The organism is Acetobacter sp. JWB (assembly GCF_003323795.1).
GTDB lineage: Bacteria > Pseudomonadota > Alphaproteobacteria > Acetobacterales > Acetobacteraceae > Acetobacter > Acetobacter oryzifermentans.
The window spans coordinates 1,622,917-1,646,710 of the sequence record NZ_CP030871.1; the positions used below are offsets into that span (position 1 = coordinate 1,622,917).

21 protein-coding genes and 1 tRNA gene are annotated in these 23,794 nt (G+C 51.7%); 16 read left to right on the forward strand and 6 right to left on the reverse strand.

Going from position 1 to position 23,794, the window contains the following annotated elements; translation table 11 throughout:
* Positions 1-2 precede the first annotated feature (2 nt).
* The 8 genes from dxs to trpS all read left to right on the forward strand — a co-directional run bounded on the left by dxs (position 3) and on the right by trpS (position 8,248).
* Positions 3-1,991 carry a 1-deoxy-D-xylulose-5-phosphate synthase gene (gene dxs, locus DS739_RS07735; RefSeq protein ID WP_096884302.1) on the forward strand — a complete coding sequence of 663 codons (1,989 nt, stop codon included), beginning with the start codon at positions 3-5 and terminating at the stop codon, positions 1,989-1,991.
* A gap of 6 nt (positions 1,992-1,997) precedes the next feature.
* A complete protein-coding gene (locus tag DS739_RS07740) occupies positions 1,998-2,735 on the forward strand; it encodes a TlyA family RNA methyltransferase (protein ID WP_006117206.1) in 738 nt (245 codons plus the stop codon).
* A gap of 137 nt (positions 2,736-2,872) precedes the next feature.
* Entirely contained in the window at positions 2,873-3,454 is a 582-nt protein-coding gene (locus DS739_RS07745; protein ID WP_035350957.1) for a hypothetical protein, read from the forward strand.
* A 121-nt stretch (positions 3,455-3,575) separates the two neighbouring features.
* Positions 3,576-4,802 carry a 23S rRNA (adenine(2503)-C(2))-methyltransferase RlmN gene (gene rlmN, locus DS739_RS07750; RefSeq protein ID WP_006117208.1) on the forward strand — a complete coding sequence of 409 codons (1,227 nt, stop codon included), beginning with the start codon at positions 3,576-3,578 and terminating at the stop codon, positions 4,800-4,802.
* Positions 4,803-4,912: 110 nt separating this feature from the next.
* Positions 4,913-6,154 (forward strand): argininosuccinate synthase, encoded by a 1,242-nt coding sequence (locus DS739_RS07755; protein WP_006117209.1) that lies wholly within the window; start codon positions 4,913-4,915, stop codon positions 6,152-6,154.
* A 43-nt stretch (positions 6,155-6,197) separates the two neighbouring features.
* Positions 6,198-6,695 (forward strand): FKBP-type peptidyl-prolyl cis-trans isomerase, encoded by a 498-nt coding sequence (locus tag DS739_RS07760; RefSeq protein WP_012813070.1) that lies wholly within the window; start codon positions 6,198-6,200, stop codon positions 6,693-6,695.
* A gap of 59 nt (positions 6,696-6,754) precedes the next feature.
* On the forward strand, positions 6,755-7,219 hold the full coding sequence (locus DS739_RS07765) for a cytochrome c (protein WP_035350992.1): 465 nt from the start codon (positions 6,755-6,757) through the stop codon (positions 7,217-7,219).
* A gap of 33 nt (positions 7,220-7,252) precedes the next feature.
* A complete protein-coding gene (gene trpS / locus DS739_RS07770) occupies positions 7,253-8,248 on the forward strand; it encodes a tryptophan--tRNA ligase (protein ID WP_006117212.1) in 996 nt (331 codons plus the stop codon).
* 13 nt (positions 8,249-8,261) lie between these two features.
* On the opposite strand, the gene DS739_RS07775 is transcribed toward trpS, so the two are convergent.
* On the reverse strand, positions 8,262-8,993 hold the full coding sequence (locus DS739_RS07775; RefSeq protein WP_035350995.1) for a YoaK family protein: 732 nt from the start codon (positions 8,991-8,993) through the stop codon (positions 8,262-8,264).
* 122 nt (positions 8,994-9,115) lie between these two features.
* Between DS739_RS07775 and DS739_RS07780 the strand changes: the two genes are divergently transcribed.
* Positions 9,116-9,190, forward strand: a tRNA-Val gene (locus tag DS739_RS07780).
* A gap of 575 nt (positions 9,191-9,765) precedes the next feature.
* Here the strand turns inward: DS739_RS07780 and DS739_RS07785 are convergent.
* Positions 9,766-10,488, reverse strand: coding sequence for a response regulator transcription factor (locus DS739_RS07785; RefSeq protein ID WP_003623877.1), 723 nt, complete (start codon positions 10,486-10,488; stop codon positions 9,766-9,768).
* A gap of 146 nt (positions 10,489-10,634) precedes the next feature.
* Between DS739_RS07785 and DS739_RS07790 the strand changes: the two genes are divergently transcribed.
* On the forward strand, positions 10,635-11,150 hold the full coding sequence (locus tag DS739_RS07790; RefSeq protein WP_170315339.1) for a L,D-transpeptidase: 516 nt from the start codon (positions 10,635-10,637) through the stop codon (positions 11,148-11,150).
* Here DS739_RS07790 and DS739_RS07795 read toward each other — a convergent pair.
* From DS739_RS07795 to guaB, 3 genes are all read right to left on the reverse strand, one after another.
* Positions 11,147-12,979, reverse strand: a complete 1,833-nt coding sequence (locus DS739_RS07795) for a sodium:proton antiporter (RefSeq protein WP_006117215.1) — start codon at positions 12,977-12,979, stop codon at positions 11,147-11,149. The two genes, DS739_RS07790 and DS739_RS07795, sit on opposite strands and share 4 nt — an antisense overlap.
* Positions 12,980-13,074: 95 nt before the next feature.
* On the reverse strand, positions 13,075-14,388 hold the full coding sequence (locus DS739_RS07800; RefSeq protein ID WP_006117216.1) for an RsmB/NOP family class I SAM-dependent RNA methyltransferase: 1,314 nt from the start codon (positions 14,386-14,388) through the stop codon (positions 13,075-13,077).
* 9 nt (positions 14,389-14,397) lie between these two features.
* Positions 14,398-15,876, reverse strand: a complete 1,479-nt coding sequence (guaB, locus tag DS739_RS07805) for an IMP dehydrogenase (protein WP_035350963.1) — start codon at positions 15,874-15,876, stop codon at positions 14,398-14,400.
* A 213-nt stretch (positions 15,877-16,089) separates the two neighbouring features.
* Here guaB and DS739_RS07810 point away from each other — a divergent pair, with 213 nt between their 5' ends.
* From DS739_RS07810 to DS739_RS07830, 5 genes are read left to right on the forward strand one after another with little or no spacing between them, the layout of a single operon-like run.
* Entirely contained in the window at positions 16,090-17,751 is a 1,662-nt protein-coding gene (locus tag DS739_RS07810) for an ABC transporter substrate-binding protein (protein WP_035350965.1), read from the forward strand.
* The gene (locus DS739_RS07815) at positions 17,748-18,767 is read left to right on the forward strand and encodes an ABC transporter permease (RefSeq protein WP_006117219.1); all 1,020 of its coding nucleotides are present in this window, start codon (positions 17,748-17,750) and stop codon (positions 18,765-18,767) included. The genes DS739_RS07810 and DS739_RS07815 overlap by 4 nt, the downstream gene beginning before the upstream one ends.
* Positions 18,768-18,779: 12 nt before the next feature.
* Entirely contained in the window at positions 18,780-19,754 is a 975-nt protein-coding gene (locus DS739_RS07820) for an ABC transporter permease (protein ID WP_006117220.1), read from the forward strand.
* A gap of 1 nt (position 19,755) precedes the next feature.
* Positions 19,756-20,787, forward strand: coding sequence for an ABC transporter ATP-binding protein (locus DS739_RS07825; protein WP_035350967.1), 1,032 nt, complete (start codon positions 19,756-19,758; stop codon positions 20,785-20,787).
* On the forward strand, positions 20,784-21,764 hold the full coding sequence (locus DS739_RS07830) for an ABC transporter ATP-binding protein (RefSeq protein ID WP_035350972.1): 981 nt from the start codon (positions 20,784-20,786) through the stop codon (positions 21,762-21,764). The genes DS739_RS07825 and DS739_RS07830 overlap by 4 nt, the downstream gene beginning before the upstream one ends.
* Here DS739_RS07830 and DS739_RS07835 read toward each other — a convergent pair.
* Complete coding sequence (locus tag DS739_RS07835; RefSeq protein ID WP_006117223.1) at positions 21,759-22,853, reverse strand: nitronate monooxygenase family protein; 1,095 nt, start codon at positions 22,851-22,853, stop codon at positions 21,759-21,761. The two genes, DS739_RS07830 and DS739_RS07835, sit on opposite strands and share 6 nt — an antisense overlap.
* Positions 22,854-22,998: 145 nt before the next feature.
* Between DS739_RS07835 and DS739_RS07840 the strand changes: the two genes are divergently transcribed.
* The gene (locus tag DS739_RS07840) at positions 22,999-23,769 is read left to right on the forward strand and encodes a phosphatase PAP2 family protein (RefSeq protein ID WP_006117224.1); all 771 of its coding nucleotides are present in this window, start codon (positions 22,999-23,001) and stop codon (positions 23,767-23,769) included.
* Positions 23,770-23,794 lie beyond the last annotated feature (25 nt).

Here is a 23,794-nt window from a genome sequence, read left to right on the forward strand (position 1 = left end):
TCATGACCAATCAGCCCCACACTTCACCGATTCCGACGTTAGGGCGTTTTCCTGCGCTGGATCGGGTTGAGTATCCGGCGGACCTGCGCAATCTCTCGGTTGAGCAGCTTAAGCAGGTTGCGGATGAACTGCGGGCCGAAACGGTGGACGCGGTTTCCACCACAGGGGGGCACCTTGGGGCATCCCTAGGTGTTGTGGAGCTGACGGTTGCCTTGCATGCGGTGTTTGACACCCCTGATGACAAGGTAATCTGGGATGTGGGCCATCAGGCCTACCCTCACAAGATTCTAACAGGGCGGCGGGACCGTATCCGCACCCTGCGCCAGCCGGGCGGCCTTTCTGGCTTTACCCGCCGCGCAGAAAGCCAGTACGATCCGTTTGGCGCAGCACATTCCTCCACCTCCATTTCCGCAGGACTCGGCATGGCCGTGGCCCACCACCTGCGGGCGGAGGAAGACCCCAGCTACCGCGAACGCAACGTGATTGCCGTGATTGGCGATGGCTCCATTTCCGCCGGCATGGCGTATGAGGCCATGAACAACGCCGCCGTGGCTGGCCCCGGCGCAGAACGGCTGATTGTCATCCTCAACGACAACGAGATGTCCATTGCCCCACCCGTGGGCGCAATGTCGAACTACCTGTCGCGCCTGATGTCCTCTCGCAAGTTCATGGGCTTGCGTGAACTGGCTGGCAAGTTCGTGAAAAAGCTGCCTGCCCCTGTGGAGCGCACGGCCCGCAAGGCGGATGAATATGCCCGCGGCATGATCACCGGCGGCACGCTGTTTGAAGAACTGGGTTTTTACTACGTTGGCCCTGTAGATGGGCATGATCTGCCGCAGTTGGTTTCTATCCTGCGCAACCTGCGCGATACGGATAACGGCCCCATCATGCTGCATGTCATTACGGAAAAAGGCCACGGCTATCAGCCAGCCGAAAAAGCCGGAGACAAGTATCACGCCGTTGCCAAGTTCAACGTTGTTACAGGTGAGCAGAAAAAAGGCCCCGCAGGCCCACCAAGCTACACCTCTGTGTTCTCGCGCGAACTCACACGCCGCGCCGCAACCGATAACAAGATTGCCGCCATTACCGCCGCCATGCCCTCTGGCACGGGGCTGGATGCCTTTGCCAAGGCTTACCCGGATCGGTTTTTTGATGTGGGTATTGCCGAGCAGCACGCCGTTACCTTTGCCGCAGGCATGGCAACGGAAGGGCTGCGCCCGTTCTGCGCCATTTATTCCACCTTCCTCCAGCGCGCCTATGACCAGGTGATGCACGATGTGGTGCTGCAAAAGCTGCCCGTGCGCTTTGCCATTGACCGCGCCGGTCTGGTAGGGGCCGATGGCGCCACCCATGCCGGGTCCTTCGACATTGCCTATCTGGGCTGCCTGCCGGGCATGACCATTATGGCGCCATCAGACGAGCTGGAACTGCTGCACATGACAGCAACCGCCACCCTGTTTGATGAAGGCCCGATTGCCCTGCGCTACCCACGTGGCAGTGGCCTTGGGCTGGATCTGCCTGCCGAGGGCACGCCGCTGGAAATTGGCAAGGGCCGCATTATCCGTGAAATGGGTGGGCAGTCTGGCCCTGAAAAAGGCGGCGTGGCCATTCTCTCGCTTGGCCCACGTCTGGCGGAGTGTCTGAAAGCCGCAGACATGCTGGCCGCCCGTGGCCTACCGCCCACCGTGGCGGATGCCCGCTTTGCCAAGCCGTTTGATACGGAACTGGTGGAAAATCTGGCCCGCAACCATGCGGTGCTGATCACGATTGAGGAAGGTTCGGAAGGTGGCTTTGGCTCCCTTGTTGGCCACCATCTGGCCCGCACAGGCCTTTTGGACAACGTCCGCTTCCGCCCCCTCACCCTGCCAGACCGCTTTATTGACCATAACACTCAGGCCGCTCAATATGCCGAGGCAGGGCTCTCCGCTCCGCACATCGTCGGAACAGCTCTAAGCGCATTGGGCATTAATTTTTCGGAACAGATGGCCTGATTTGATATGGCACGACGTCGTGTTGACCAGCTCCTTGTAGACAAGGGGCTGGTTGAAAGCCGCACCAAAGCACAAGCTCTGATTATGGCTGGGCTTGTGTTTTCTGGTGAAAAACGCGTAGCCAAAGCCGGAGATCAGATTCCTGAAGATGCACCGTTGCAAGTGCGTGGGCAGGAACATCCTTGGGTGTCTCGTGGCGGCTGCAAGTTGGCTCATGCCATTGAGCATTTTAGCCTTTCTCCAGAAGGGCGTATCTGCTTGGATGTTGGCGCTTCAACCGGCGGGTTTACAGACGTACTTCTTACCCACGATGCCAAGCATGTTTACGCAGTTGATGTTGGCCACGGACAACTTGCATGGAAATTGCGGTCTGACCCACGCGTAACTGTGCTGGAAAAATGCAACGCCCGGTACCTGGATAAGACAACCATACCGGAAGCCCCTTCCGTGGTTGTGTGTGATGCAAGTTTTATCGGCCTGCGCACGGTGCTCCCTGCCGCGCTGGCTCTTACCACGGAAAACGCTTGGGCTGTTGCGTTAATCAAACCTCAGTTTGAAGCCGGGCGTGATCAAATAGGTGCCAAAGGCGTTGTGCGTGATCCTGCCGTGCATGATGCCGTTTGCGAAACCATTTTTTCTTGGTGGAGCAGTCTTCCCGGTTGGAAAGTGCTGGGGATTGAACCCAGCCCTATTACCGGACCAGAAGGAAATAGAGAGTTTCTTATTGCGGCTCAGCGCGTCTAGCTAAGACGGCTGATTATAACACTAAATTAAATTTTCAGGTTTCCCTGCCTTTTTTGCATGGCAGCACATCAATTTTTTTGCCACATTTCTTTGTGATCCTTCTACACGTTATCACTAGGAATAAGGGCAAGCATCTTATGCGCAAAATTGCAGGTCTGTTTGGCGTCGCCTGCCTTGCATTTACAAGCGGTCACGCATTGGCGACCCCAGTTTTTCATTCTGCTTCCCACACTTCTGCCCCTACCCAAAATATGCAGGCGACAGAAGTTGGTAATACGCTTTTGCGTGGATACGAACAGGATGGGTTAATCCTGCATGATGATATAAGTGCAGGTACACTTTCAATTCAGGCAGATCCTGCAACACTACAAGCGCATGATTCTAATACGAATAATCGCTATCGGTTAGCCATGAAAGATGTTCTTTCTGCTGCTGCAACATACGCGTATCTGTATTTTGGACAGAACCCCGATGCGCGGGAAGTTACCGTCTCTGCCAATATTCAGACCGATGGTTTTACCCCAGCCAGCGCAAACTCAGCAGACACGGCAGAACCTGCCATGACTTTGGAAATTACCCGACCAGCCTTTCCTATTTCTTCGGATACCAAACCCGATTCATATTCCGCACAAACCATTGGCATGATTCTGGATGGCATAGACGCTTCAAAAATTACCATTGCCCCATGGCTGCGTTCCGCCCTGAAGGAAAGCAACTAACGTGTAAAGGCTGCTGCCTACAACAGATACGAATGCGCATATATAAAAGAGGCTGGTATCTATCAGCCTCTTTTTTTGTTATATCCACTTTCCCTTCCTTTTTTGTAGCAGCATATCCGTAATGTCTTCGCGCACTTATACTTCCACATCAGCTAACGCTAACTGTTCAGCCCTTACCGATCTGAACGCGGAAGAACGTTCACGCATTCTGGCCAAGGCTGCGCTTTTTAGCCCCCCATCAGCCACTTTATCCGATGGACGAAGAGATTTGGTTGGGCTTTCACGCGATGAACTCACGGATATTCTGATAGAAATTGGCGAAAAACCCTTCCGCACCAAGCAACTCTGGCACTGGATTTATCATCAGGGTGTGACAGATTTTTCGCGGATGAGCACAATCGCCAAGCCTCTTCAGCAAAAATTGGCTGAACGATTTATTATCGGACGCCCAGAAGCTGCAACGGTTCAAACATCATCGGATAGCACACGTAAATTTCTGTTCCGTTTTCGCGATGGGCAGGAAGCTGAAACCGTTTACATTCCTGATCGGCGTGAAGATCGGGGCGCTGTGTGCATTTCATCGCAAGTGGGATGCACTCTTTCCTGCACTTTTTGCCATACAGGCACGCAAAAGCTGGTGCGTAACCTCGGCGCGGCAGAAATTGTCAGCCAGTTCATGGCTGCGCGGGATTCCTACGGAGAATGGCCCAGCCCGAAAGGCGAAACCCCGCGCCTTCTCTCTACTATCGTGCTGATGGGCATGGGAGAGCCGCTCTATAATTATGAGAATGTTGCCAAAGCCATGAAAATTATCATGGATGGCGAAGGTATTGGGCTCTCCCGCCGACGTATCACACTTTCTACGTCCGGCGTTGTGCCTCTGATGGATCGGTGTGGTGATGAACTGGGGATCAATCTGGCGGTCTCCCTACACGCAGTCCGGAATGACCTGCGTGATGAAATTGTGCCGCTCAATAGGAAATATCCAATTGAGGAAGTGCTGGCAGCTTGCAGGCGCTACCCCGCAGCCAGTAATGCCCGCCGCATTACATTCGAATATATTATGCTACGTGGTGTGAATGACAGCGAAGCCGATGCACGTGAGTTGGTACGCCTGATTTCCGGCATTCCCGCAAAAGTCAACCTCATCCCCTTCAATCCGTGGCCCGGCAGCGCTTACAAACCTTCCACGCGTGAACAGCAGAACCGATTTGCAGAAATTGTTATGAATGCAGGATTTGCATCCCCAATCCGCACGCCCCGTGGTCGGGATATTCTGGCTGCCTGTGGGCAATTAAAAACGGCAAGTGAACGTGCACGCGCAGGTTCGACACCTGTTTTAGAGTAATTTTTCCACACAAACAGCCCTTAGTGGGTGAATGCACTCTGGTTACGCGCCTCCTGCAGTGATAGGAGGAAAGCCATAGTTACAGATTTATATATCAGGAGATCTGCCTCATGGGCCCGACTTCCGCCCGGAAAGACGTCAAAAAGGTTGTTCTGGCTTACTCCGGTGGCTTGGATACATCTGTTATCCTCCGCTGGCTCCAGAAGACCTATGGTTGCGAGGTTGTTACCTTTACGGCTGATCTGGGCCAGGGGGAAGAACTGGAGCCTGCCCGCAAAAAAGCGGAAATGTTTGGCGTAAAGGAAATCTTCGTTGAAGATTTACGCGAGACATTTGTGAAAGACTTTGTGTTTCCTATGTTCCGGGCCAACACCCTGTATGAAGGCCAGTATCTTCTGGGCACATCCATTGCGCGCCCTTTGATTGCTCAGCGCCAGATTGAAATTGCAGAAGCCGTTGGTGCAGATGCCGTGGCACACGGCGCAACGGGCAAAGGCAACGATCAGGTTCGCTTTGAGCTGGCATATTACGCCCTTAAGCCAGACATCACAGTTATTGCCCCTTGGCGGGAATGGGATCTGACATCCCGCACACGTCTGCTGGCCTTTGCTGAAGAAAATCAGATTCCGATTGCCAAAGACAAGCGTGGTGAAGCCCCCTTCTCTGTAGATGCCAACCTGCTGCATTCTTCTTCCGAAGGAAAAGTTCTGGAAGACCCTGCCGTTGCTCCAGAAGAAATTGTGTTCCAGCGCACAATCTCTCCAGAAGCCGCGCCGGATAAGCCCACAGAAATCACCATAGATTTTGTAAGCGGTGACCCCGTTGCCATTAACGGCGTGGCTATGTCTCCGGCTACATTGCTGACACGTCTGAACGAGTTGGGTAAAGAAAACGGTATTGGCCGTTTGGATATGGTGGAAAACCGCTTTGTTGGCATGAAATCCCGCGGGATTTATGAAACACCCGGTGGCACCATCCTGCTTGCTGCGCATCGTAGCATGGAATCCATCACGCTGGATCGCGAAGCCATGCATCTTAAAGATAGCCTGATGCCGCGCTACGCTTCCATTCTGTATAATGGCCTCTGGTTCTCTCCAGAACGGCGGATGCTGCAAGCTCTTATCGATGCCTCCCAGCATTCTGTTACGGGGCGTGTTCGTCTCAAACTTTACAAAGGCAATGTTATCTGCGTTGGGCGTGAAAGCCCCAACAGCCTGTATGATGCGCGCGTTGTAACGTTTGAAGATGATGAAGGCGCATATAACCAGCAGGATGCTCAAGGCTTTATTAAGCTAAATGCACTGCGCCTGCGCCTTGGTGCGCAGATCGGGCGTAAAGGTGGTGCCCTGTAAGGCACCCCTTTCCACCATCCATCAGAAGGTGTTGAAGAAGATCATGATCCGTCGCTTTTCTCTTATCCCCTGCATGCTTGCGGCCAGCTTGGCCGTATCTCTTACGGCCTGTGGTTCTCACAAGGAAGAACAGGAACTTACGCCTGCTCAGCAGATGGAAAAGCTGCGCTCTGCACCTGGCGTAACCGTTCTGAAAGATGGCTTGGCTTATAAAGTGCTGGAATCTGGCCCCAAGGATGGTGAACAACCACGCCCGGGTGATGGCATGATGCTTATTTATGAAGGGCGTCTGCCAGACGGCTCCATCTTTGATAGCTCAGACCAGCATGGTAGTGGTGCCTATATGCAGATGCCTCTTGCTGGCCTGATCCAGGGCTGGATGGAAGCTCTGCCCTTGATGCATGTGGGTGATACATGGATGTTGTATGTTCCGCCAGAACTTGGGTATGGACATAAATCCATGGGCATTATTCCTTCAGATAGCCCGCTGATTTTCCGCATCCAGCTTTTGGGTGTGGAACACGCACACAATTCGCCCTGATATAAACCCTTATGATAATGCGGGTTCTTGGTTTCAAGAACCCGCTTGGGTTTTTGCCCATGTTTTCTTCACGCTTTGCGTATCGTCTTTTATGTGGCGGCATGTTGCTTTTGGTAGCGGCTTGTTCTCCTAAAAGCGGCTCCAGCCTTTACGGCACCAATTGTGGTATTTGCCATCATGGTGGCGATGGTATGCCCGGCGCTGTTCCGCCTCTTGTCAACCGCATTGACCATATTGCCAGCACCCCAGAAGGGCGCAAATATCTGGCCGATGTGCTTATGAATGGTGTAAGCGGGCCTATTAAGGCTCATGGGGCGGCTTATAGCGCAGAAATGCCCCCTTTCCGCTACCTTAAAGATGAAGAAGTTGCCGCTATTCTGACTTGGCTTTCTCAGCGCGGAAACCTAAAACCTGCCCCAACAATAAGCGCGGCAGACATTGCAACCGCACGGGCTGATCGGAAATCGGCCGGTAAAGTTGCAGACGAGCGGGAAGAACTGGATCGCATACATCCAATCCCATAATCCGTCCCTATAACATGCGGTGATATTTTTCTTATGCAGCGTATTTTTTCTGGTATTCAGCCTTCTGGTGTTCCCCAACTTGGTAATTATCTGGGGGCAATTCGAAACTGGGTTCATTTACAGGCAAACTATGAGTGCATTTTCTGCCTTGTAGATATGCACGCCATTACTGTGTGGCAGGACCCAGAAAAACTACGCGAACATACCTTAACACAAGCCGCTATCCTGCTTGCTGCGGGCATTGATGCTGATAAGCATATTCTCTTCAATCAGTCTGCTGTTTCTGCCCATGCGCGGCTGGCATGGATTTTTAATTGTGTTGCACGGATCGGCTGGCTGAACCGTATGACGCAATTTAAGGATAAAGCCGGAAAAGACCGCGAAAATCATTCGGCCGGTCTATATGTTTACCCCAACCTTATGGCTGCCGATATTTTAGCCTATAAAGCCACGCATGTTCCTGTAGGCGAAGACCAGAAGCAGCATCTGGAACTCACCAATGATATCGCCCAAAAATTTAACCATGATTACAAGGTAGAGTTTTTTCCGCAGGTAGCACCTCTTATTCCACCTACAGCCGCGCGCATCATGAGCTTGCGTGATGGCACCAAAAAGATGTCCAAATCCGACCCTTCTGCACAAAGCCGGATTGAATTAACGGACGATGCCGATGCGATTGCCTTAAAAATTCGCCGTGCAAAAACAGACTCAGCCCCCCTACCCGAAGATATTTCTGACCTTGCAGATCGCCCGGAAGCAAAAAATCTGGTTTCCATTTATGCTGCCTTGGCAGATATTCCTACCGAGCAGGTACTAAAAGAGCATGCAGGCCAAGGTTTTGGACCATTTAAAGCCGCGCTGACAGAAATTGTTGTCAACGCTATTGCTCCTATCGGGCAAGAAACTACACGGCTTTTGCAAGATAAAAGCTATTTGCTGAATACTCTGCACTCTGGTGCACAACGCGCGCAAAGCATTGCGGAGCCTATTGTTTCTGAAGCTGAAAAACTTGTTGGTTTTCTCAAATAAACGCAATCTGACACTATGTTTTGCGTGCGGATGTTCGGGCATTCTCAATAATGCCCGGCGCCGCCAAAGCTACCAGAATAATTGCGACTATAAATAAAATATATTTTTTGCAATGCATGTAGCCTACAGCCCCTAAAATACCTCCTACAATAAAACAAAATACAATTTGCGCATGTAACCATAAGCGTTTTTTAATAACATCCAAATATTCATCATCAACATGATGGTAAAAAGATTCAAGCCAATCTGATATTTCTATCCCAAGGTCTGTCAACATTCCGGTAACATGGGTGGTACGTACAACAGACCCCGAAATGCGCGTGACTGTGGCATTTTGTAGCCCCATGACAAAACTTAAAACCAACGTAGCGCCCCCATCTGGCACTCCCGCCTGTGCAAACCAAGCAGATTTTATACCTAAAGTTACAAGGATAGCTGCCTCTAAAACCAAACTGAAAGCATATACAGCGCCCCACCCTTTCCGACGCCCCATATTAACTAAAACGGTGCAGACAATGGCGCCCAGAACAAAACTTGCAATTAAAGCAAAACATAAAAAGGCAGATCTAACATCCAAGGCATTGATTTTTAGAGCCAGACTAGACGCATTGCCTGTCATATTGGCGCAGTAATATCCAAACTGCAGAAAGCCAAGCACATTTACAGTTCCTGCCACCACAGCAAGAGAGCTGCCGAGTTGCCGGTTCATCTGAAAACTGCGCTGACTTTTTTCTCGCAAAAGCATGACTAAGAATTTCTCTGCTTTAATGATGCAAAGCAATGCCATTGCCCTGTTTTTTTTACACTTTTTATATGAGAAGCCCCTTGCCAAATGTCTTGGAGGCAGATATTAAGCTCCCATAAACCGGGTGCGTAGCTCAGCGGTAGAGCATCGCCTTCACACGGCGGGGGTCACAGGTTCAATCCCTGTCGCACCCACCACGGTTTTTCCTAGTTTTCTGCGGGTTTTGGGCGAATTCTGGAACATTAACGTGTTCTATTCGGCTCCGTTTTGTTCCACTTAGAATCGGTAAATCGTTGCCAAAGTTGTGCAAAACTGGTGCATAATTCGCATCCTTGCACCCATCCCCAATCCGCATGAGATTCACGAGGTGATAAGCTGCTATCCCCTTCCTAATGTCTGAGCCCTCCCCTCGATCTCACGAGGAAAGTCGTTTCTGGGAACGCTCATCAGAAACTAACACCAGCAAAACTGAGAGCTGCGGCTAGACAGCAGCAGGTAATGCAGAGGGATATAGATGCCAAACCTCAGTCGCATGGCATATCCTATCGTAGGTTCAGCTTGGCCGTAATCAGAATGAGGAGTTCCATTTCGGTCTGAACATGGCCTTTCAAGGGGTGGAATGGAATTTACATACGATGACATGATTTTTACGGCAGAATGTAGCATCTCAACCGTTCATAATAAAAAAGCCCTCCAAGGTTGGAGGGCTTTCCTAATATAATTTAAATTACGAAACCGTTAGAAATTGAATCTATTTTCAATTTAGCAAGAATCAAACGGCTGTTGTCGCAACTTCTGGTTCAGGATTAAGCCGATACCCCCCTCCCTCTGTTACCAGCAAGGATGCATGAGCTGGATCTGGCTCAATCTTCTGGCGAAGGCGGTAAATATGCGTTTCCAGCGTATGTGTTGTTACCGCTGCATTATATCCCCACACCTCATTCAGCAAAACCTGCCGAGGCACTGGGCGCGTTCCTGCACGATAAAGAAACTTGAGAATAGCCGTTTCTTTTTCCGTCAAACGAATGCGACGGTTTTTAGCCGGTTCCTGCAACAGTTTAGCAGAAGGGCGGAACGTATATGGACCAATGGAAAACACTGCATCTTCACTGTTTTCAAACAGTCTGAGCTGCGCCCGCAATCTGGCCAGAAGTTCTGCAATACGGAAAGGCTTGGCAACGTAATCATTAGCTCCAGCATCAAGCCCTTTTACAATATCAGATTCATCATCTGATCCTGTGAGCATGATAACGGGCATACGCAAGCCATCCTTGCGCAGTTCTGCACAAAAATCGCGCCCATCTCCATCTGGTAGCGTTACGTCCAGCAGAATGGCATCACATCGCGCATCTGGTTCCTTCAGCTTCTGGCGGGCTTCGGCCAATGTTGCCGCCTCCAGAACCTGAAATTCCCCATCCAACTGCAACTGCTCTGCCAGTGTTCTGCGAATGACCTGATCGTCATCTACAACCAAAATTGGGCGCGCACCCGTCATGGAACATCGTCTCCTTATGTCAGCCCTCTGGCTCGGCTGCCTTGGCCTGCTTCCTGCACGATCACAAAACGAATCGTATCGAAACCACTTTCTGGCATGATACGTCAACCTCACGCGAAAGCCATAAAGCAGGGGTAAGATTGTTTATGATGATACACGTCTGGCCAACAGTAAACAGCAATATGGATGCACAACTGCATTGCAGACACAAAAGCATGAGCGCCATTATCGGCAAGAATGGCGTAACGCACCATAAGCACGAAGGGGATCTGGCAACACCGCTGGGAACCTTTCCTCTACGGCAAGTATTTTATCGGGCTGACCGGATTATAAAACCACAAGCAGCGCTGCCTGTTATCCCTTTAAGCCCGCAGGACGGATGGTGTGATGATCCATCATCATCCTCCTATAACCAGCACATCCAGCTACCTTCTTCTTTCCGCCATGAAATACTGTGGCGTGAAGATGCTGTATATGATCTGATTGTTGTGATTGGTTATAACGATTGCCCAGCAGAACCCGGCAAAGGTTCTGCCATTTTTATGCATCTGCAACGCCCCAACAAAACACCAACTGAAGGATGCGTTGCCCTAACAGAAGCAGACCTACGCTTTGTGCTGGCTGCAGGGGCTACAGAAATAACCATTCACCAGCCACGTTAAGCCGCATTGCCAGAAGCAGGCTTGGCTATTTGTTCCGGCGCAACCAACCCTATTGCCACGTAGCCTGGTGTTAAAGTTGGTTGTGGCTCATCCTCTGCCGATACAATCGTGATGGCCGCATCTTTCTGAAGCACCAGAAACAACAGGAAATGGCTGCTTTCACTCAGCAGATAATCCTGATTAGCTTCGGTAACTTCTATCGCAACAAAATGCCAGCCTTGGCTCACCAGCGCTTCCAACACGGTAAAATTCCACGCAGGCTGCCCCAAAACCTTTCCGCGCGCTTCCCGGCTAAACCCGCGGTACTGATCCAGCCGCGCAATGCCGGGGCTGACCTGATAAACTCTCTGCCGCCCGAAATGGGGAGCCAGATGTGCACAGACCAACCCATTGTAAATGGCATCTGGCGTAGCTGAAATAAGATAATCAGCCGGGCGCTCCTCCAAATTTTCTGTGCCTTCTTCCGATAAAACTTCAGCACATAAAACAGGCACACCAGCAAGCTCGGCTGGGCGTAAATCACCCAAAGAACTATCCACCAGCAACACAGGTGTGCCTACGGCGTGCACTGCCACAGCCAACTGTGTGGACCAATCATTGGCCCCCACAATGGCCAGCGCTGGTTGATTGGAAAGCGTAAGATGCAACCGGCGACCTAGCGGAATAAGGGAAAAACCATGCAAAATCATGGTGGAGGCAATAACGGCAAAAACAGCCGGCATAACCTGAGAAGCCCCAGGGTAACCTGCATCCTGCAATCGTATCCCAGCGGCACCTGCAACTGCCGCCGCCACAATCCCACGCGGTGCAATCCACCCCATAAATAACCGTTCGGCCCGGCTTAGGCTGGAACCTATGGTAGCCAACCAAATACCCAAAGGCCTGACCACAAACAGCACTGCTAGCGTTAAAGCCCCAATAGACCATGACAAACCAGCAAGCTCACTTCGTGTCAGATCGGCTGTAAGCATAATGAACAGGATGGAGACAATGAGCACCACCAGCGCTTCTTTCATCCGCTGGATTTCCGCCATACCGGGAATACGCAGATTAACCAAAGCCATGCCGAACACGGTAGAGGCAATTAGCCCAGCCCCATCCATGGTTAAAGTGCCGATAACGTAGAGAATCAGCGCAAGACTAAGCAGTATCGGCATTTTCAGAAGATCGGGCATTAAATCCCGTATGCACAGCCACCGCACAAACCATGCCGCACCAATGCCAAGCGCAATCATCAATGTAGCGCTCATCAGCATATGCGGGATGATAGATACAAAAAATGTGCCAGACCCCTCACCCGGCTGCATAAGCAACACTTCCAGCACTAACGTGGCCAGAATGGCACCTACGGGGTCATTCAAAATAGCTTCCCACCGCAGAAAGGCTGCAATGCGCGGTTTCAGCTTGGCATGGCGTAACAGGGGCAAAACAACCGTTGGGCCGGTAACCACAATAATGGCGCCAAACAAAAAGGCTGGGCCCCAGCCCATACGCCCAACGTAATGGGCGGCAATGCTGCCTAAAATTAAATTGATCGGCAATGCCACCAGCGTAAGGCGCAAAACGCCCTCACCGGCTTCTTTTAACTGACGAAAATCTAATGCAAGGCCGCCTTCAAACACGATAAGCGCCACCGCCAAAGAAACCATTTGGTGGAAAGCGCTACCTGCAACCTCTGAGGGATGCATGATCTGCAACCCCGGCCCCAAAAGCAGCCCCAGAGAAAAAAGCAGAACAATGGCAGGTAACCTGAACCGCCAAGCCGCCCATTGTGCCAGCATACCGCCGCCCAGCACGAGAAAAACAAAAAGAATTACGCTTTCAGTCATGCTAGGCCATTTATCTTATTGGTCTGTAGAACCTGATGAATCAGGCATCAGTATTATGCGTAAGACCAATAAGATGAACAGTTAAAAATGTTTTCCTATTCTATACCTGCCTCAGCTTCTGGCGCGGCACGTTCCATTACGGCGGCAAAAAAGCCATCTGTTCCATCCCGCAGAGGACTTAAACTGATGGAGCTTTCCTGACGCAAGGCCTGCGGCATTTCTGGGCTACCTGAAGGAACAAGCCTGAAATCAGGATGGCGTGCCAAAAATGCTGTAACCTGGTCCATGTTTTCTGCGCGTAGCAAAGAACAGGTTGCATACACCATGCGCCCTCCGGCCCGAACAAGTGCTGCCGCCCGATCCATAATGGCAGCCTGCTTTTCCAACAGCTCTGTCAGATCCTGTTCCGTAGTGCGGAAACGTGCATCTGGATTCCGGCGCCATGTGCCCGTTCCGCTACATGGTGCATCCACCAATACCCGATCGAATGATCCAGCCCGACGTTTGGCCCATTTATCTCCCGGCACAAGCAAGTGCCGTTCAACATTATGCACGCCTGCACGCCGCAAGCGTTTAACTGCACCTTCTAACCGAGGCGCAGAAACATCGCATGCAACAATATGGCCTTTGTTTTCCATCATCATGGCCATAGCAAGCGTTTTACCGCCCGCACCTGCGCAATAATCCAACACACGCATCTGGGGTTCAACGCCACTTATGGCAGCAACAAGCTGGCTGCCTTCATCCTGAATTTCCACCAGCCCATCACGGAATGCCACACTTGTTGTAACTGGCAAACGTGCAGGTAAACGCAGCCCCCACGGAGAAAGCGGTGTAGGTTCAGCATGCAGGCCTTCACATGCCAGACTACGTTGTGCCTCCTTACGGGGGCCGCGCAGAATATTCACCCGTAAATCCAGAGGCGCTGGGGTGGACATAGCTGCAAGCTCTTCTTCCAGCTTATCGCCAAACGTTGCTTCCAGATGGGGCAACAGCCAATCCGGCAGTTCCAGCCGAACAGCACGAGGCATTTCCGGGTTATCCAGAGTTTTGCCCGCAAGCGGCGTAAGGGTTGAAAGTTCCCCACGCGTCAACGCCCCTGCGGCAAAGCGCCCCTGCTCAAACATTTCCTCTACTTCTGCAAGAGAGAAACCATCGAACAACAGACGCGCTCCGGCCCGGAGCCGAGCAGACGCCACCTGCCCTTTTTGCTCCAACCACCAGCCAAGCCGACGCCACGCCCGCATAACATCCCATACAAGGCCGGATATGGCTCTGCGGTCTCCACCGCCCATATAGCGCCGCTCTCTAAAAAAGCTGTTGGCGACAGCATCGGCGGGTTTGCGCGGGGCGGCTTCCATTGCTGCAAGCAGATCAATAGCGGCCGCAAGCCTGGCTGAAGGTGTCATATGTGGTTATCAATCCCGACGGTAATTAGGAGCTTCACGCGTGATGGAAACATCATGCACATGGCTTTCACGCAGGCCCGCACCGGTAATACGGCGGAACTGAGCACCTTCTTGCAGCTCCTTCAGCACGCGGGAACCTGTATAGCCCATACCGGCTTTAAGGCCGCCCACCAGCTGATGAATAACCGCAGCCATGCTGCCTTTGTAAGGCACGCGGCCTTCAATGCCTTCTGGCACCAGCTTAAGCGCATCTTTGACTTCCTGCTGGAAATACCGATCAGCCGAGCCACGCGCCATGGCGCCAAGACTGCCCATGCCACGGTAGGATTTGTAAGAACGCCCCTGATAAAGGAACACTTCGCCCGGCGCCTCTTCCGTGCCAGCAAGCAATGACCCTACCATGACCACATCAGCACCAGCACCAATGGCCTTTACGATATCGCCCGATGTACGAATGCCGCCATCTGCAATGCAGGGAATACCTTTTTCCTTACATGCCAGAGAGGTTTCAAGCACGGCAGAGAACTGAGGCACACCTACGCCAGCCACAATACGTGTGGTGCAGATGGAACCCGGGCCGATACCGATTTTCACGCAGTCTGCGCCAGCTTCAATCAGGGCATGTGCCGCTTCTGGCGTGGCAACGTTACCAGCCACGATCTGCACATTGGCATCAAAGGCTTTCAGGCGTTCAACCGCCCCCAAAACACCTGCAGAATGGCCATGCGCTGTATCTACCACCAACACATCCACGCCTGCTTCAATCAGCATCTTGGCGCGGCTAAAGCCGTCTTCACCCACTCCGGTTGCAGCCGCACAGCGCAGGCGGCCCAAGCTATCCTTGATAGCCAGCGGATGGGCTACAGCCTTATCCATGTCTTTAACAGTGATGATACCTACGCAACGGTCTGCATCATCAACCACCAGCAGTTTTTCAATCCGGTGTTTGTGCAGCAACTGACGGGCCGTATCTGCATCCACACCATTTTTAACCGTGATCAGCCGATCTTTGGTCATCAACTCAGAAACGGGCTGGTTGGGATCTACGGCAAAGCGGGCATCACGGTTGGTAAGAATACCCACCAGCTTCTGCGTGCCGGGTTCCACCACAGGAAGGCCACTAATACCGTGGCGGTGCATGATATCACGCACTTCGGCCAGTGTCTGATCCGGGCCAACGGTTACCGGGTTCACTACCATGCCAGATTCAAAGCGCTTAACGCGACGAACCTGCTCGGCTTGTTCTTCTGGTTGCAGGTTTTTATGGATCACGCCAAGGCCACCTTGCTGGGCCATGGCAATAGCCATCTGGTCTTCCGTAACTGTATCCATCGCGGCGGAAACCAGCGGAATATTCAGTTCAATAGAGCGTGTGAGATGCGTGCGAACGGTTGTCTGGCTGGGCACAACGTCAGATGCAGCCGGCACAACCAGCACATCGTCAAACGCCAGAGCTTCCGTAACACGGCTATAGGGAGAAGAGGTCATGCTGCGGGCACCCTTGCTGAAATACAAAAAGGCAGGTTACCCTGAAGCATACGCTACGCCGCAGGTCACCCGACCATTGGCGCTCCCTCTTATGATGATGCACGCATAAACGCAAGCGTTACACGCACCTTCTGTCTGTTTTTTTAACGTAAATGCAAAAAAGCAGAGGAGGAAAGTTTGAAAGACACCCGCATACAGGCCATAACACGGGAGATGAAACGTGTTCTTCCTTTCCTGTGGGGTTTTATGCTGGCCCCTGCTGCTGCACATGCAGTGGAAACTCCACATACAGGAGGCACGCTGCGCATTCTGGTTTCCAGCGCAGCGGGCACACTTGATCCACAGATATCCTATATTGGCTTAACCAAGTTTTTTGAAACGCCTGTTTACGATACGCTTTTAACCTACCCCAAATTTGCAGGAACAGGCGCGCAACCCGTTATTCCCAATCTGGCAGAAAACGTGCCCCAGCCAGAAGATAACGGGCTGACCTATAGGCTCACCTTGCGCAAAGGTATTCGCTTCTCCAACGGGCAACTTTTAACCGTGGCGGATGTGGCGGCTTCTTTCCGGCGTATTTTTGCTGCTGGCAGCCCGACTACAGGGCCGTATTACAGCGCAATCAAAGGGGCTGATGCCTGCCTGAAAGACACAGCCCATTGCACTTTAGCCGAGGGCATTAAAACAGACGCAACGGCAAACACCATTACATTTCATCTCAGCCACCCGGACCCGGAATTTCTGGAACATCTGGCGTGGGTTCATGCAGCTATTTTGCCAGCGAACACGCCCACGCATGATATGGGTAATACAGCCCCTCCGGGTACGGGGCCTTACCAAATTACAGATTACAACCCCACAACGCATATGCGTTTTGAGCGGAATCCATACTTTCATGAATGGTCGCATAATGCGCAGCCTGCGGGCTTTCCTGACCACGTAGAAGTAACGTTCGGATTGGAGCCAGAAGCCGCTGTAACCGCGGTAGAAAATGGCCAAGCTGATCTAATGTATGAAAACGTTCCACTAGACCGCTTGGGTGAGGTCGGCAGTAAATATGCAGGCCAAGTGCATATCTTTACCCCTCTGTTGTATTACTACGCGACGTTAAATGTAAATGAACCGCCGTTTACATCCCTCAAGGTGCGGCAGGCACTTAATTACGCGGTAAACCGTCATGCTATGGTGATTTACGATGGCGGCAGTGCTGTTGCATCTCCGCAGTGCCAGCTTCTGCCAGAAGGCACTCCGGGGTATGAACGCTTTTGCTCCTATACCGCTGGCGCATCCCCTCAAAACCCTGCACCAGAATGGGCCAAACCGGATATGGAAAAAGCCCGTCAGCTTGTGCAGGAAAGTGGCACCAAGGGTATGCGGGTAACTATTGTAACCCCATCTGGCGGTAAATCGGACAATACTGCACTAGATTTGCGCAGTGTATTGGAAAATCTGGGGTACAAGGCTTCGGTTCACAGTATCAGCCCGGCCATCCATTTCACGTTTGTGCAGAACTCAGACAACCATGTGCAGATTTCCATTGGTGGGTGGAGTGCAGATTACCCATCGGCTGCCAGCTTTCTGGACACGTTGTTTGCGTGCTCCAATTTTCATCCCCATTCCGATAATTCACCCAATATGTCCGGCTTTTGTGATCCGCATATTGACGACATGATGCACCACGCTGCCCAGCTTGCCTTAACAGATCGCACAGCCAGCAATGCGGCATGGGCTCAGGTTGATAAAGCCCTGATGGCACAGGCCCCTGCCGTGCCTTTTGTACAAACCAAAAGGGTTGTGCTGGTTTCTAAACGCACACGAAATATAATTATTACGCTTAATGATGAAATCCTGCTTTCTCAGCTACAGGTTCCATGACTGATCTCGCCCCCACTTTTGCGCAAAATACCAAACCACCCGGCCCTTGGCGGATGGCGTTGCGGTCCCTACGCCATAATCGCTCTGCATTGTTTTCTTTTGCCGTTTTGGTATTTCTGGCTGTAGCCAGCCTGCTTGCGCCTTATTACGCACGCTATGTTGCACATACAGATCCGTTCGTTTCCAACGTAGCAGGTGCCATCACGGTGGGTAGGCAGGAAGTGGATATCATGCAACCCAATGATAACCCATTGCACCTTGGCCTTAGCCCCATTGGCCCCACATGGCATGGAGCTTACATGCTAGGGGCGGATAGCCAGGGGCGTGATGTTGCCGCGCGGTTACTTTATGGCGGACGGAACTCTTTGCTGATTTCGTTCTGCTCTGCCGTTCTATGCCTTGTAATGGCTGCTGCTGTCGGAATAACTGCTGGTTTTTGCGGTGGCATTATAGATACCATTCTCTCCCGCATGATGGATATTATGTGGTCTGTTCCCGTATATCTGTTTGCTATTTCTCTTTCCATTGTCACGGTAAGTGATGGGCTGCATCTGGGCCCGTTTGTTATTGAATCTGATAACCTGCTTTTGCCTATCTGCATTATCGCGCTGGTTTATGTGCCTTATGCTGCACGCCCTATTAGGGGACGGGTTATGGCATTGCGGGAAGCTGAGTTTGTTATGGCCGCACGCTGCCTTGGCGTACCCCGCTGGCGTATTGTGCTGCAAGATATTCTCCCCAACGTCACCTCCACCCTTGTTGTTCTTGGGCCACTTATCATGGCCATGTCCTTGCTGGCTGAAAGCGCGCTCTCGTTTTTGTCCATTGGGGTGCAGGCCCCTGCGGCATCTTGGGGTACGCTTATTCAAGATGGTGAAGGATTGATTTATACACGCCCTATGGTGGCCATTGCCCCGGGCTTGGCCATTATAGCTGTAGTACTGGCCCTGAACATTCTAGGCGATGGCCTGCGAGATGCGCTGGATGTGCGTGATGCCAGCCACCGCGAACAATAGGAGGCCCACCACATGTTGATGGCCGCCCTCCGCCGAGTGGGACAAACAGTTTTCGTGCTGTTTGGTATTTCCGCATTAGTATTTGCTGTATTTTTTGCCACACCGGGCGCAGACCCTACAGCTCGGATTGCTGGCAAAAACGCATCGCCTCAGACCATGCAGAAAGTGCGGCAGGAATACGGGTTTGATCGCCCCTTACCCGTTCAATATGCCATCATGATGAAAAAGCTGTTCATCACACAAGATTTGGCCTCTTACGCAGATAGAGGCGAACTAGTGGTGCCCGAAATTGCACGCGCGGCCCCGGTTACAGTTTCCTTAGTATGTGGTGCGGCCATTATCTGGGTTGTCGTTTCCATTGTCATGGGCACTCTGGCTGCCGCCCTTAAAGGCTCATGGATTGACCGCACACTAATGATGCTGGGGTTAATTGGCATTTCCATACCCGTTTTCTGGCTTGGGCAAGTTGCAAACCTGATAACGCAGAACCGCTACCACGATACCTGGCTTTTTTCATGGGTACCGGCTCTGGGCTATGTGCCGCTTACACAAAACCCTTGGGGCTGGTTCAAAGCCTTGGTTATTCCGTGGGTTGTGCTGGCGGTTTTGTTTATTGGTGTTTATAGCCGCGTGCTGCGGGCAGACCTTGTTGCGCTATCTGGAGAAGATTTTATACGCACGGCCCGCGCCAAAGGGCTTTCTCCTTCTCGTATTCTTATCCGGCACGGACTGCGCACGGCTATGGTTACCTTTGTATCTCTGTTCGGTATGGATTTTGCTCAGTTGGTCGGAGGGGGCGCTTTGTTGACCGAAGTGGTTTTCGGGCTGCCTGGAGTTGGTCGCCTCACCTATCAGGCCCTTACCAATCTGGATCTGCCTCTTATTATGGCCACCGTTATGTATTCTGCCGTATTTGTTGTGCTGGCAAATGCGGCGGTTGATATGATCTACCTTCTGCTTGACCCGCGAGTGCGCGATGCTCGCTAACATGCCCCCCCACGCCCTGCTGGATGTGCGAGACCTACGGGTAAGTTTTCCGGCCCGTGGGAAGATGATTCCGATTGTAGATGGCGTTTCCTTCACCCTAAACCATCAAGATATTCTAGGGCTGGTGGGGGAATCTGGATCAGGTAAATCTGTCACGGCTTTAGCGCTTATGGGGCTGATTGATGCTCCGGGCGTGCAGGTAACGGGTTCTGTCTGCTTCCGGGGGCAGGAACTGATAGGAATGCCGCCAAAAAAGCTACGGCGCCTACGTGGCAAAGAAATTGCCATGATCTTTCAGGACCCCATGACAGCCTTTACACCTGTTTACACAATAGGCTGGCAAATTGATGAGCAAATACGGGCCCATGAACGTGTTTCGCGCAAACAGGCCCGCACCCGCACAGTGAAACTGTTGGGGGATATGGGCGTGCCAGACCCAGAGCGCACAGCCAACCGCTACCCACACCAACTGTCTGGGGGCTTGCGCCAGCGCGCCATGATTGCCATGGCCCTTTCATGCAACCCATCTCTCCTGATTGCAGACGAACCCACAACCGCGTTGGATGTAACCGTACAAGCACAGATACTGGAACTGATACGCAGCTTGCGAGGTATGCACCACTCATCCGTTTTACTGATTACGCATGATATGGGCGTAGTGGCAGAAACCTGCGATAACACCATGGTGCTCTATTCTGGCCGTGTTGCAGAATATGGGCCAACATCTGCCCTATTTGCATCCCCCGCTCACCCATATACAGCCGGGCTTCTAGCCTCTATCCCGCCATTGGATGGGCCAAGACCATTACGTTTACCAGCCATTGCGGGTTCCCCTCCGCTTCCGCAAAACCGCCCGGCAGGATGTGCTTTTTCACCACGTTGCCAATACGCACATACAACCTGCACAATAGCATTGCCGCCTTACGTTCAAACAGGGCCGAACCATTTTGCCGCTTGCGTCCTCCCGCAAGAAGGAAAATCTTTGCCACCACGCCTGAGTGATGCACTTGCACAGGAACACCTCCGGCCATGAAAGCACCTAAAGCCCCCTCGCCCATTTTGGATGTGCGCGATCTGTACAAAACATACCGCCTTCCCCGCGGGCAGGAACTCAAGGCTGTAGATGGTGTTTCCTTTTTCGTTATGCCGGGGGAAGTGCTGGGCGTTGTGGGTGAATCTGGGTGCGGAAAATCATCCCTAGGGCGTTGTCTGCTCAAACTAACGCCCGCTACAAGTGGCCAGATTGTATTTGAAGGGCGTGATATCACGCATCTGTCTGAACGCACCTTACGTCCCTTACGCCAGCGTATGCAGATGGTTTTTCAGGATTCCTACGCCAGTCTAAACCCGCGCCGAAGAATAGGAGACTTACTAGCCGAACCTCTTAAAGTTCATCCTAATGCCCAAGGCCGCAAGCGTTCCTCCACCGAAATTACGGCGCGCTTACACGAACTGATGGAAGTTGTTAGCCTGCCCATTACAGCATTGGCACGATATCCACATGAATTTTCTGGCGGGCAACGCCAACGTATTAACATTGCGCGTGCATTAGCGCTGTCCCCTCAATTGATTATTGCGGATGAGCCTGTTTCTGCCCTGGATGTTTCTGTTCAGGCCCAAATCATCAATCTGTTTGCTGACTTACAAAAACAACTTGGCCTTACCTACGTATTTGTAGCGCATGATCTGGCTGTTGTGCGCCAGATATCAAACCGGGTAGCTGTCATGTATCTGGGCCGCATTGTAGAAATTGGTGATACCGATAGCGTTCTACACACCCCCGCCCACCCCTATACAGCCGCTCTTACTGCTGCCATCCCGCGGCCTGTTACAGGGCTAGCACGCCCTGTGCCTTTGCAAGGGGATGTTCCCAGCCCCATTAACCGCCCGAGTGGTTGCCGTTTTCATACACGCTGCCCCTACGTACAAACACGCTGCAAGCAGGAAGACCCGGCTTTACGCCCCATCCATCACGATAGGCATGAAGTGGCCTGCCATTTTCCGTTATGATCCGCCGCGGCCGCACCTTATTTCAACAGATAAAGCTATGTTTACCTTTTCCACTGCTGAATATATTTCATCCTGCAAAATATGCGCCATTTCTTTGAAAGAGTTATTTCGTATCAGTCTCAGCCCCTGCCCTGCCCACAAAGACATATTCTCAGCGTTTCCATCTCGCGCGGCCTTCTTACGTAACGCTTGGGTTAAGGCATTCTGGACAGGATAAGGAAACGGCTGGGAACTTCCATATTCTTCAATAAATTGATTACATATACCACGCGCCAACCTGCCTGAAAAAACATTCGTCAATACGGTGCTTTCGGCTGGCAAATGCTGTTCAAGCGCTTTTCTATACGCTGGGGCCAACTCGGTATCTGAACAACCCAGAAATGCTGTGCCCATTTGCACGGCTTCTGCACCCAAGCTTATAGCTGCTACTATACCTTCTCCATCCATGATACCTCCTGCGGCAATAACTGGAATTGAGATATCCTTTACAATTTCCCGGACAAGAGGAAGCAATCCTACGCCATTTCCTCCATCAGAGAGAAAACTTCCGCGGTGCCCACCCGCTTCTATACCTTGAGCACACACAGCATCTGCCCCAACGTCTGCCCATGCGCGCGCCTCTGCACTGGTTGTAGCTGTGCCACATACAAAAATACCTTGAGCATGCAGCATGGAAACCTGCTCCTGTGTGAGAATACCAAACGTAAAACTTGCAACTGGCGGTTTGGCGTGAAGCAGAACTTCAAACTGTTCCTGAAATGATGGAGCATATTGATTGGGTAATATAAAATCCAATTCCAGTTTTTCATAAACATGACGCAAAAACAGAGTATCTTGCGGGGCAGGATGATAACGGGGCAGATGATCAATAATAAAAAGGTTAACGTTAAAAGCTGATGTTGTTTCAGATTTAATCTGGTGAAGAGAAGCCTCAATTTCCTCTGGAGACATCATGCCAGCACCAAGAGAGCCTAAAAAACCTGCATTACTGGCAGCAATAACCATTTCAGCATTACTTATGCCAGCCATAGGAGCCTGAATAACTGGCAAGGCAAGCTCTAACTTTTCGACCAAAGTATGATGCGGCATGTGCTAGCCTTTCTATGTTTTTGCTGTTTAGCACTTTATCTACAAAGTCCACTCTCCACGATCTTCATGCAATCGTCACAGTTATAAATGTGAAATGCAGGTAAATTATACGCCAGTATGACGATTGATGTGGGAATAAGTCACTATGCGTTTTCGTAACGCCGTTTTTTATGCCGTAAGTCTTTCCTTGGCGCACACCTTTTTTGGACATACCGCACAGGCGCAACAGTTTACCCTACCTGATGGGCGTGCATTTCTGCCGCCTCCTCCGCGGGCCGAAGAACCTGCACAACAGGCAGACTTACGGGCTTTTGAAAAAACGCGGGGGCTGAAAGATAAGGCGCGCTGGAAATTGGCCCAGAATGACGCCAACCTGAACCCAGACCATGTTATCAAGGATTTTTCATGCGCTGCCGGATTTAATCTGGATCCAGCCAAACTTCCCGCAATGGTCGATCTTCTTACATCGCTTGCGCAGCCCGTAGAGCAAGATGTTTCAAACGAAAAAGACTTCTGGAAACGGCGCAGGCCTTTTGTTGGAACAGATAAAGACATCTGCACCGCGCATTCAGATGGGCTTGATCATAGCTATGCCTACCCATCTGGCCATACAACCTGGGGTTGGCTTACGGCGTCCATTCTTGCCAGCGCTCTGCCTGATCGTGCAACGCAAATCATGCAACGCGGCCGTATATTTGGTGAAAGCCGTATTGTTTGCGGCGTGCATTGGAAAAGCGACGTGCAAGCTGGCTATATGAACGGAAGCGCCATGTTTGCAACACTTCAAGAACAGCCCGCTTTTACCCAGAAAATGGCAAAAGTTCGCCAGGAACTCCTTGCCTTGCGTAATGCTAAAACAGAACCAGACACAAAAACTTGCGCAGTAGAACAGCAAGCCGCGCAAGATATTTTTTAATAATTGATATTTCTGATTCTGGGGT

What these genes read in the sequence shown, in the direction of transcription:
- trpS (WP_006117212.1), top strand. Translation starts at nt 7,253, where the DNA reads ATGCAGCGTATTTTTTCTGGTATTCAGCCTTCTGGTGTTCCCCAACTT.
- DS739_RS07785 (WP_003623877.1), bottom strand. Translation starts at nt 10,488, where the DNA reads ATGACGGGTGCGCGCCCAATTTTGGTTGTAGATGACGATCAGGTCATT.
- DS739_RS07820 (WP_006117220.1), top strand. Translation starts at nt 18,780, where the DNA reads ATGTTGATGGCCGCCCTCCGCCGAGTGGGACAAACAGTTTTCGTGCTG.
- DS739_RS07765 (WP_035350992.1), top strand. Translation starts at nt 6,755, where the DNA reads ATGTTTTCTTCACGCTTTGCGTATCGTCTTTTATGTGGCGGCATGTTG.
- dxs (WP_096884302.1), top strand. Translation starts at nt 3, where the DNA reads ATGACCAATCAGCCCCACACTTCACCGATTCCGACGTTAGGGCGTTTT.
- DS739_RS07755 (WP_006117209.1), top strand. Translation starts at nt 4,913, where the DNA reads ATGGGCCCGACTTCCGCCCGGAAAGACGTCAAAAAGGTTGTTCTGGCT.
- DS739_RS07825 (WP_035350967.1), top strand. Translation starts at nt 19,756, where the DNA reads ATGCCCCCCCACGCCCTGCTGGATGTGCGAGACCTACGGGTAAGTTTT.
- DS739_RS07790 (WP_170315339.1), top strand. Translation starts at nt 10,635, where the DNA reads ATGATGATACACGTCTGGCCAACAGTAAACAGCAATATGGATGCACAA.
- DS739_RS07800 (WP_006117216.1), bottom strand. Translation starts at nt 14,388, where the DNA reads ATGACACCTTCAGCCAGGCTTGCGGCCGCTATTGATCTGCTTGCAGCA.
- DS739_RS07795 (WP_006117215.1), bottom strand. Translation starts at nt 12,979, where the DNA reads ATGACTGAAAGCGTAATTCTTTTTGTTTTTCTCGTGCTGGGCGGCGGT.
- DS739_RS07775 (WP_035350995.1), bottom strand. Translation starts at nt 8,993, where the DNA reads ATGCTTTTGCGAGAAAAAAGTCAGCGCAGTTTTCAGATGAACCGGCAA.
- guaB (WP_035350963.1), bottom strand. Translation starts at nt 15,876, where the DNA reads ATGACCTCTTCTCCCTATAGCCGTGTTACGGAAGCTCTGGCGTTTGAC.
- DS739_RS07745 (WP_035350957.1), top strand. Translation starts at nt 2,873, where the DNA reads ATGCGCAAAATTGCAGGTCTGTTTGGCGTCGCCTGCCTTGCATTTACA.
- DS739_RS07810 (WP_035350965.1), top strand. Translation starts at nt 16,090, where the DNA reads ATGAAACGTGTTCTTCCTTTCCTGTGGGGTTTTATGCTGGCCCCTGCT.
- DS739_RS07835 (WP_006117223.1), bottom strand. Translation starts at nt 22,853, where the DNA reads ATGCCGCATCATACTTTGGTCGAAAAGTTAGAGCTTGCCTTGCCAGTT.
- DS739_RS07815 (WP_006117219.1), top strand. Translation starts at nt 17,748, where the DNA reads ATGACTGATCTCGCCCCCACTTTTGCGCAAAATACCAAACCACCCGGC.
- DS739_RS07830 (WP_035350972.1), top strand. Translation starts at nt 20,784, where the DNA reads ATGAAAGCACCTAAAGCCCCCTCGCCCATTTTGGATGTGCGCGATCTG.
- DS739_RS07740 (WP_006117206.1), top strand. Translation starts at nt 1,998, where the DNA reads ATGGCACGACGTCGTGTTGACCAGCTCCTTGTAGACAAGGGGCTGGTT.
- DS739_RS07840 (WP_006117224.1), top strand. Translation starts at nt 22,999, where the DNA reads ATGCGTTTTCGTAACGCCGTTTTTTATGCCGTAAGTCTTTCCTTGGCG.
- DS739_RS07760 (WP_012813070.1), top strand. Translation starts at nt 6,198, where the DNA reads ATGATCCGTCGCTTTTCTCTTATCCCCTGCATGCTTGCGGCCAGCTTG.
- rlmN (WP_006117208.1), top strand. Translation starts at nt 3,576, where the DNA reads ATGTCTTCGCGCACTTATACTTCCACATCAGCTAACGCTAACTGTTCA.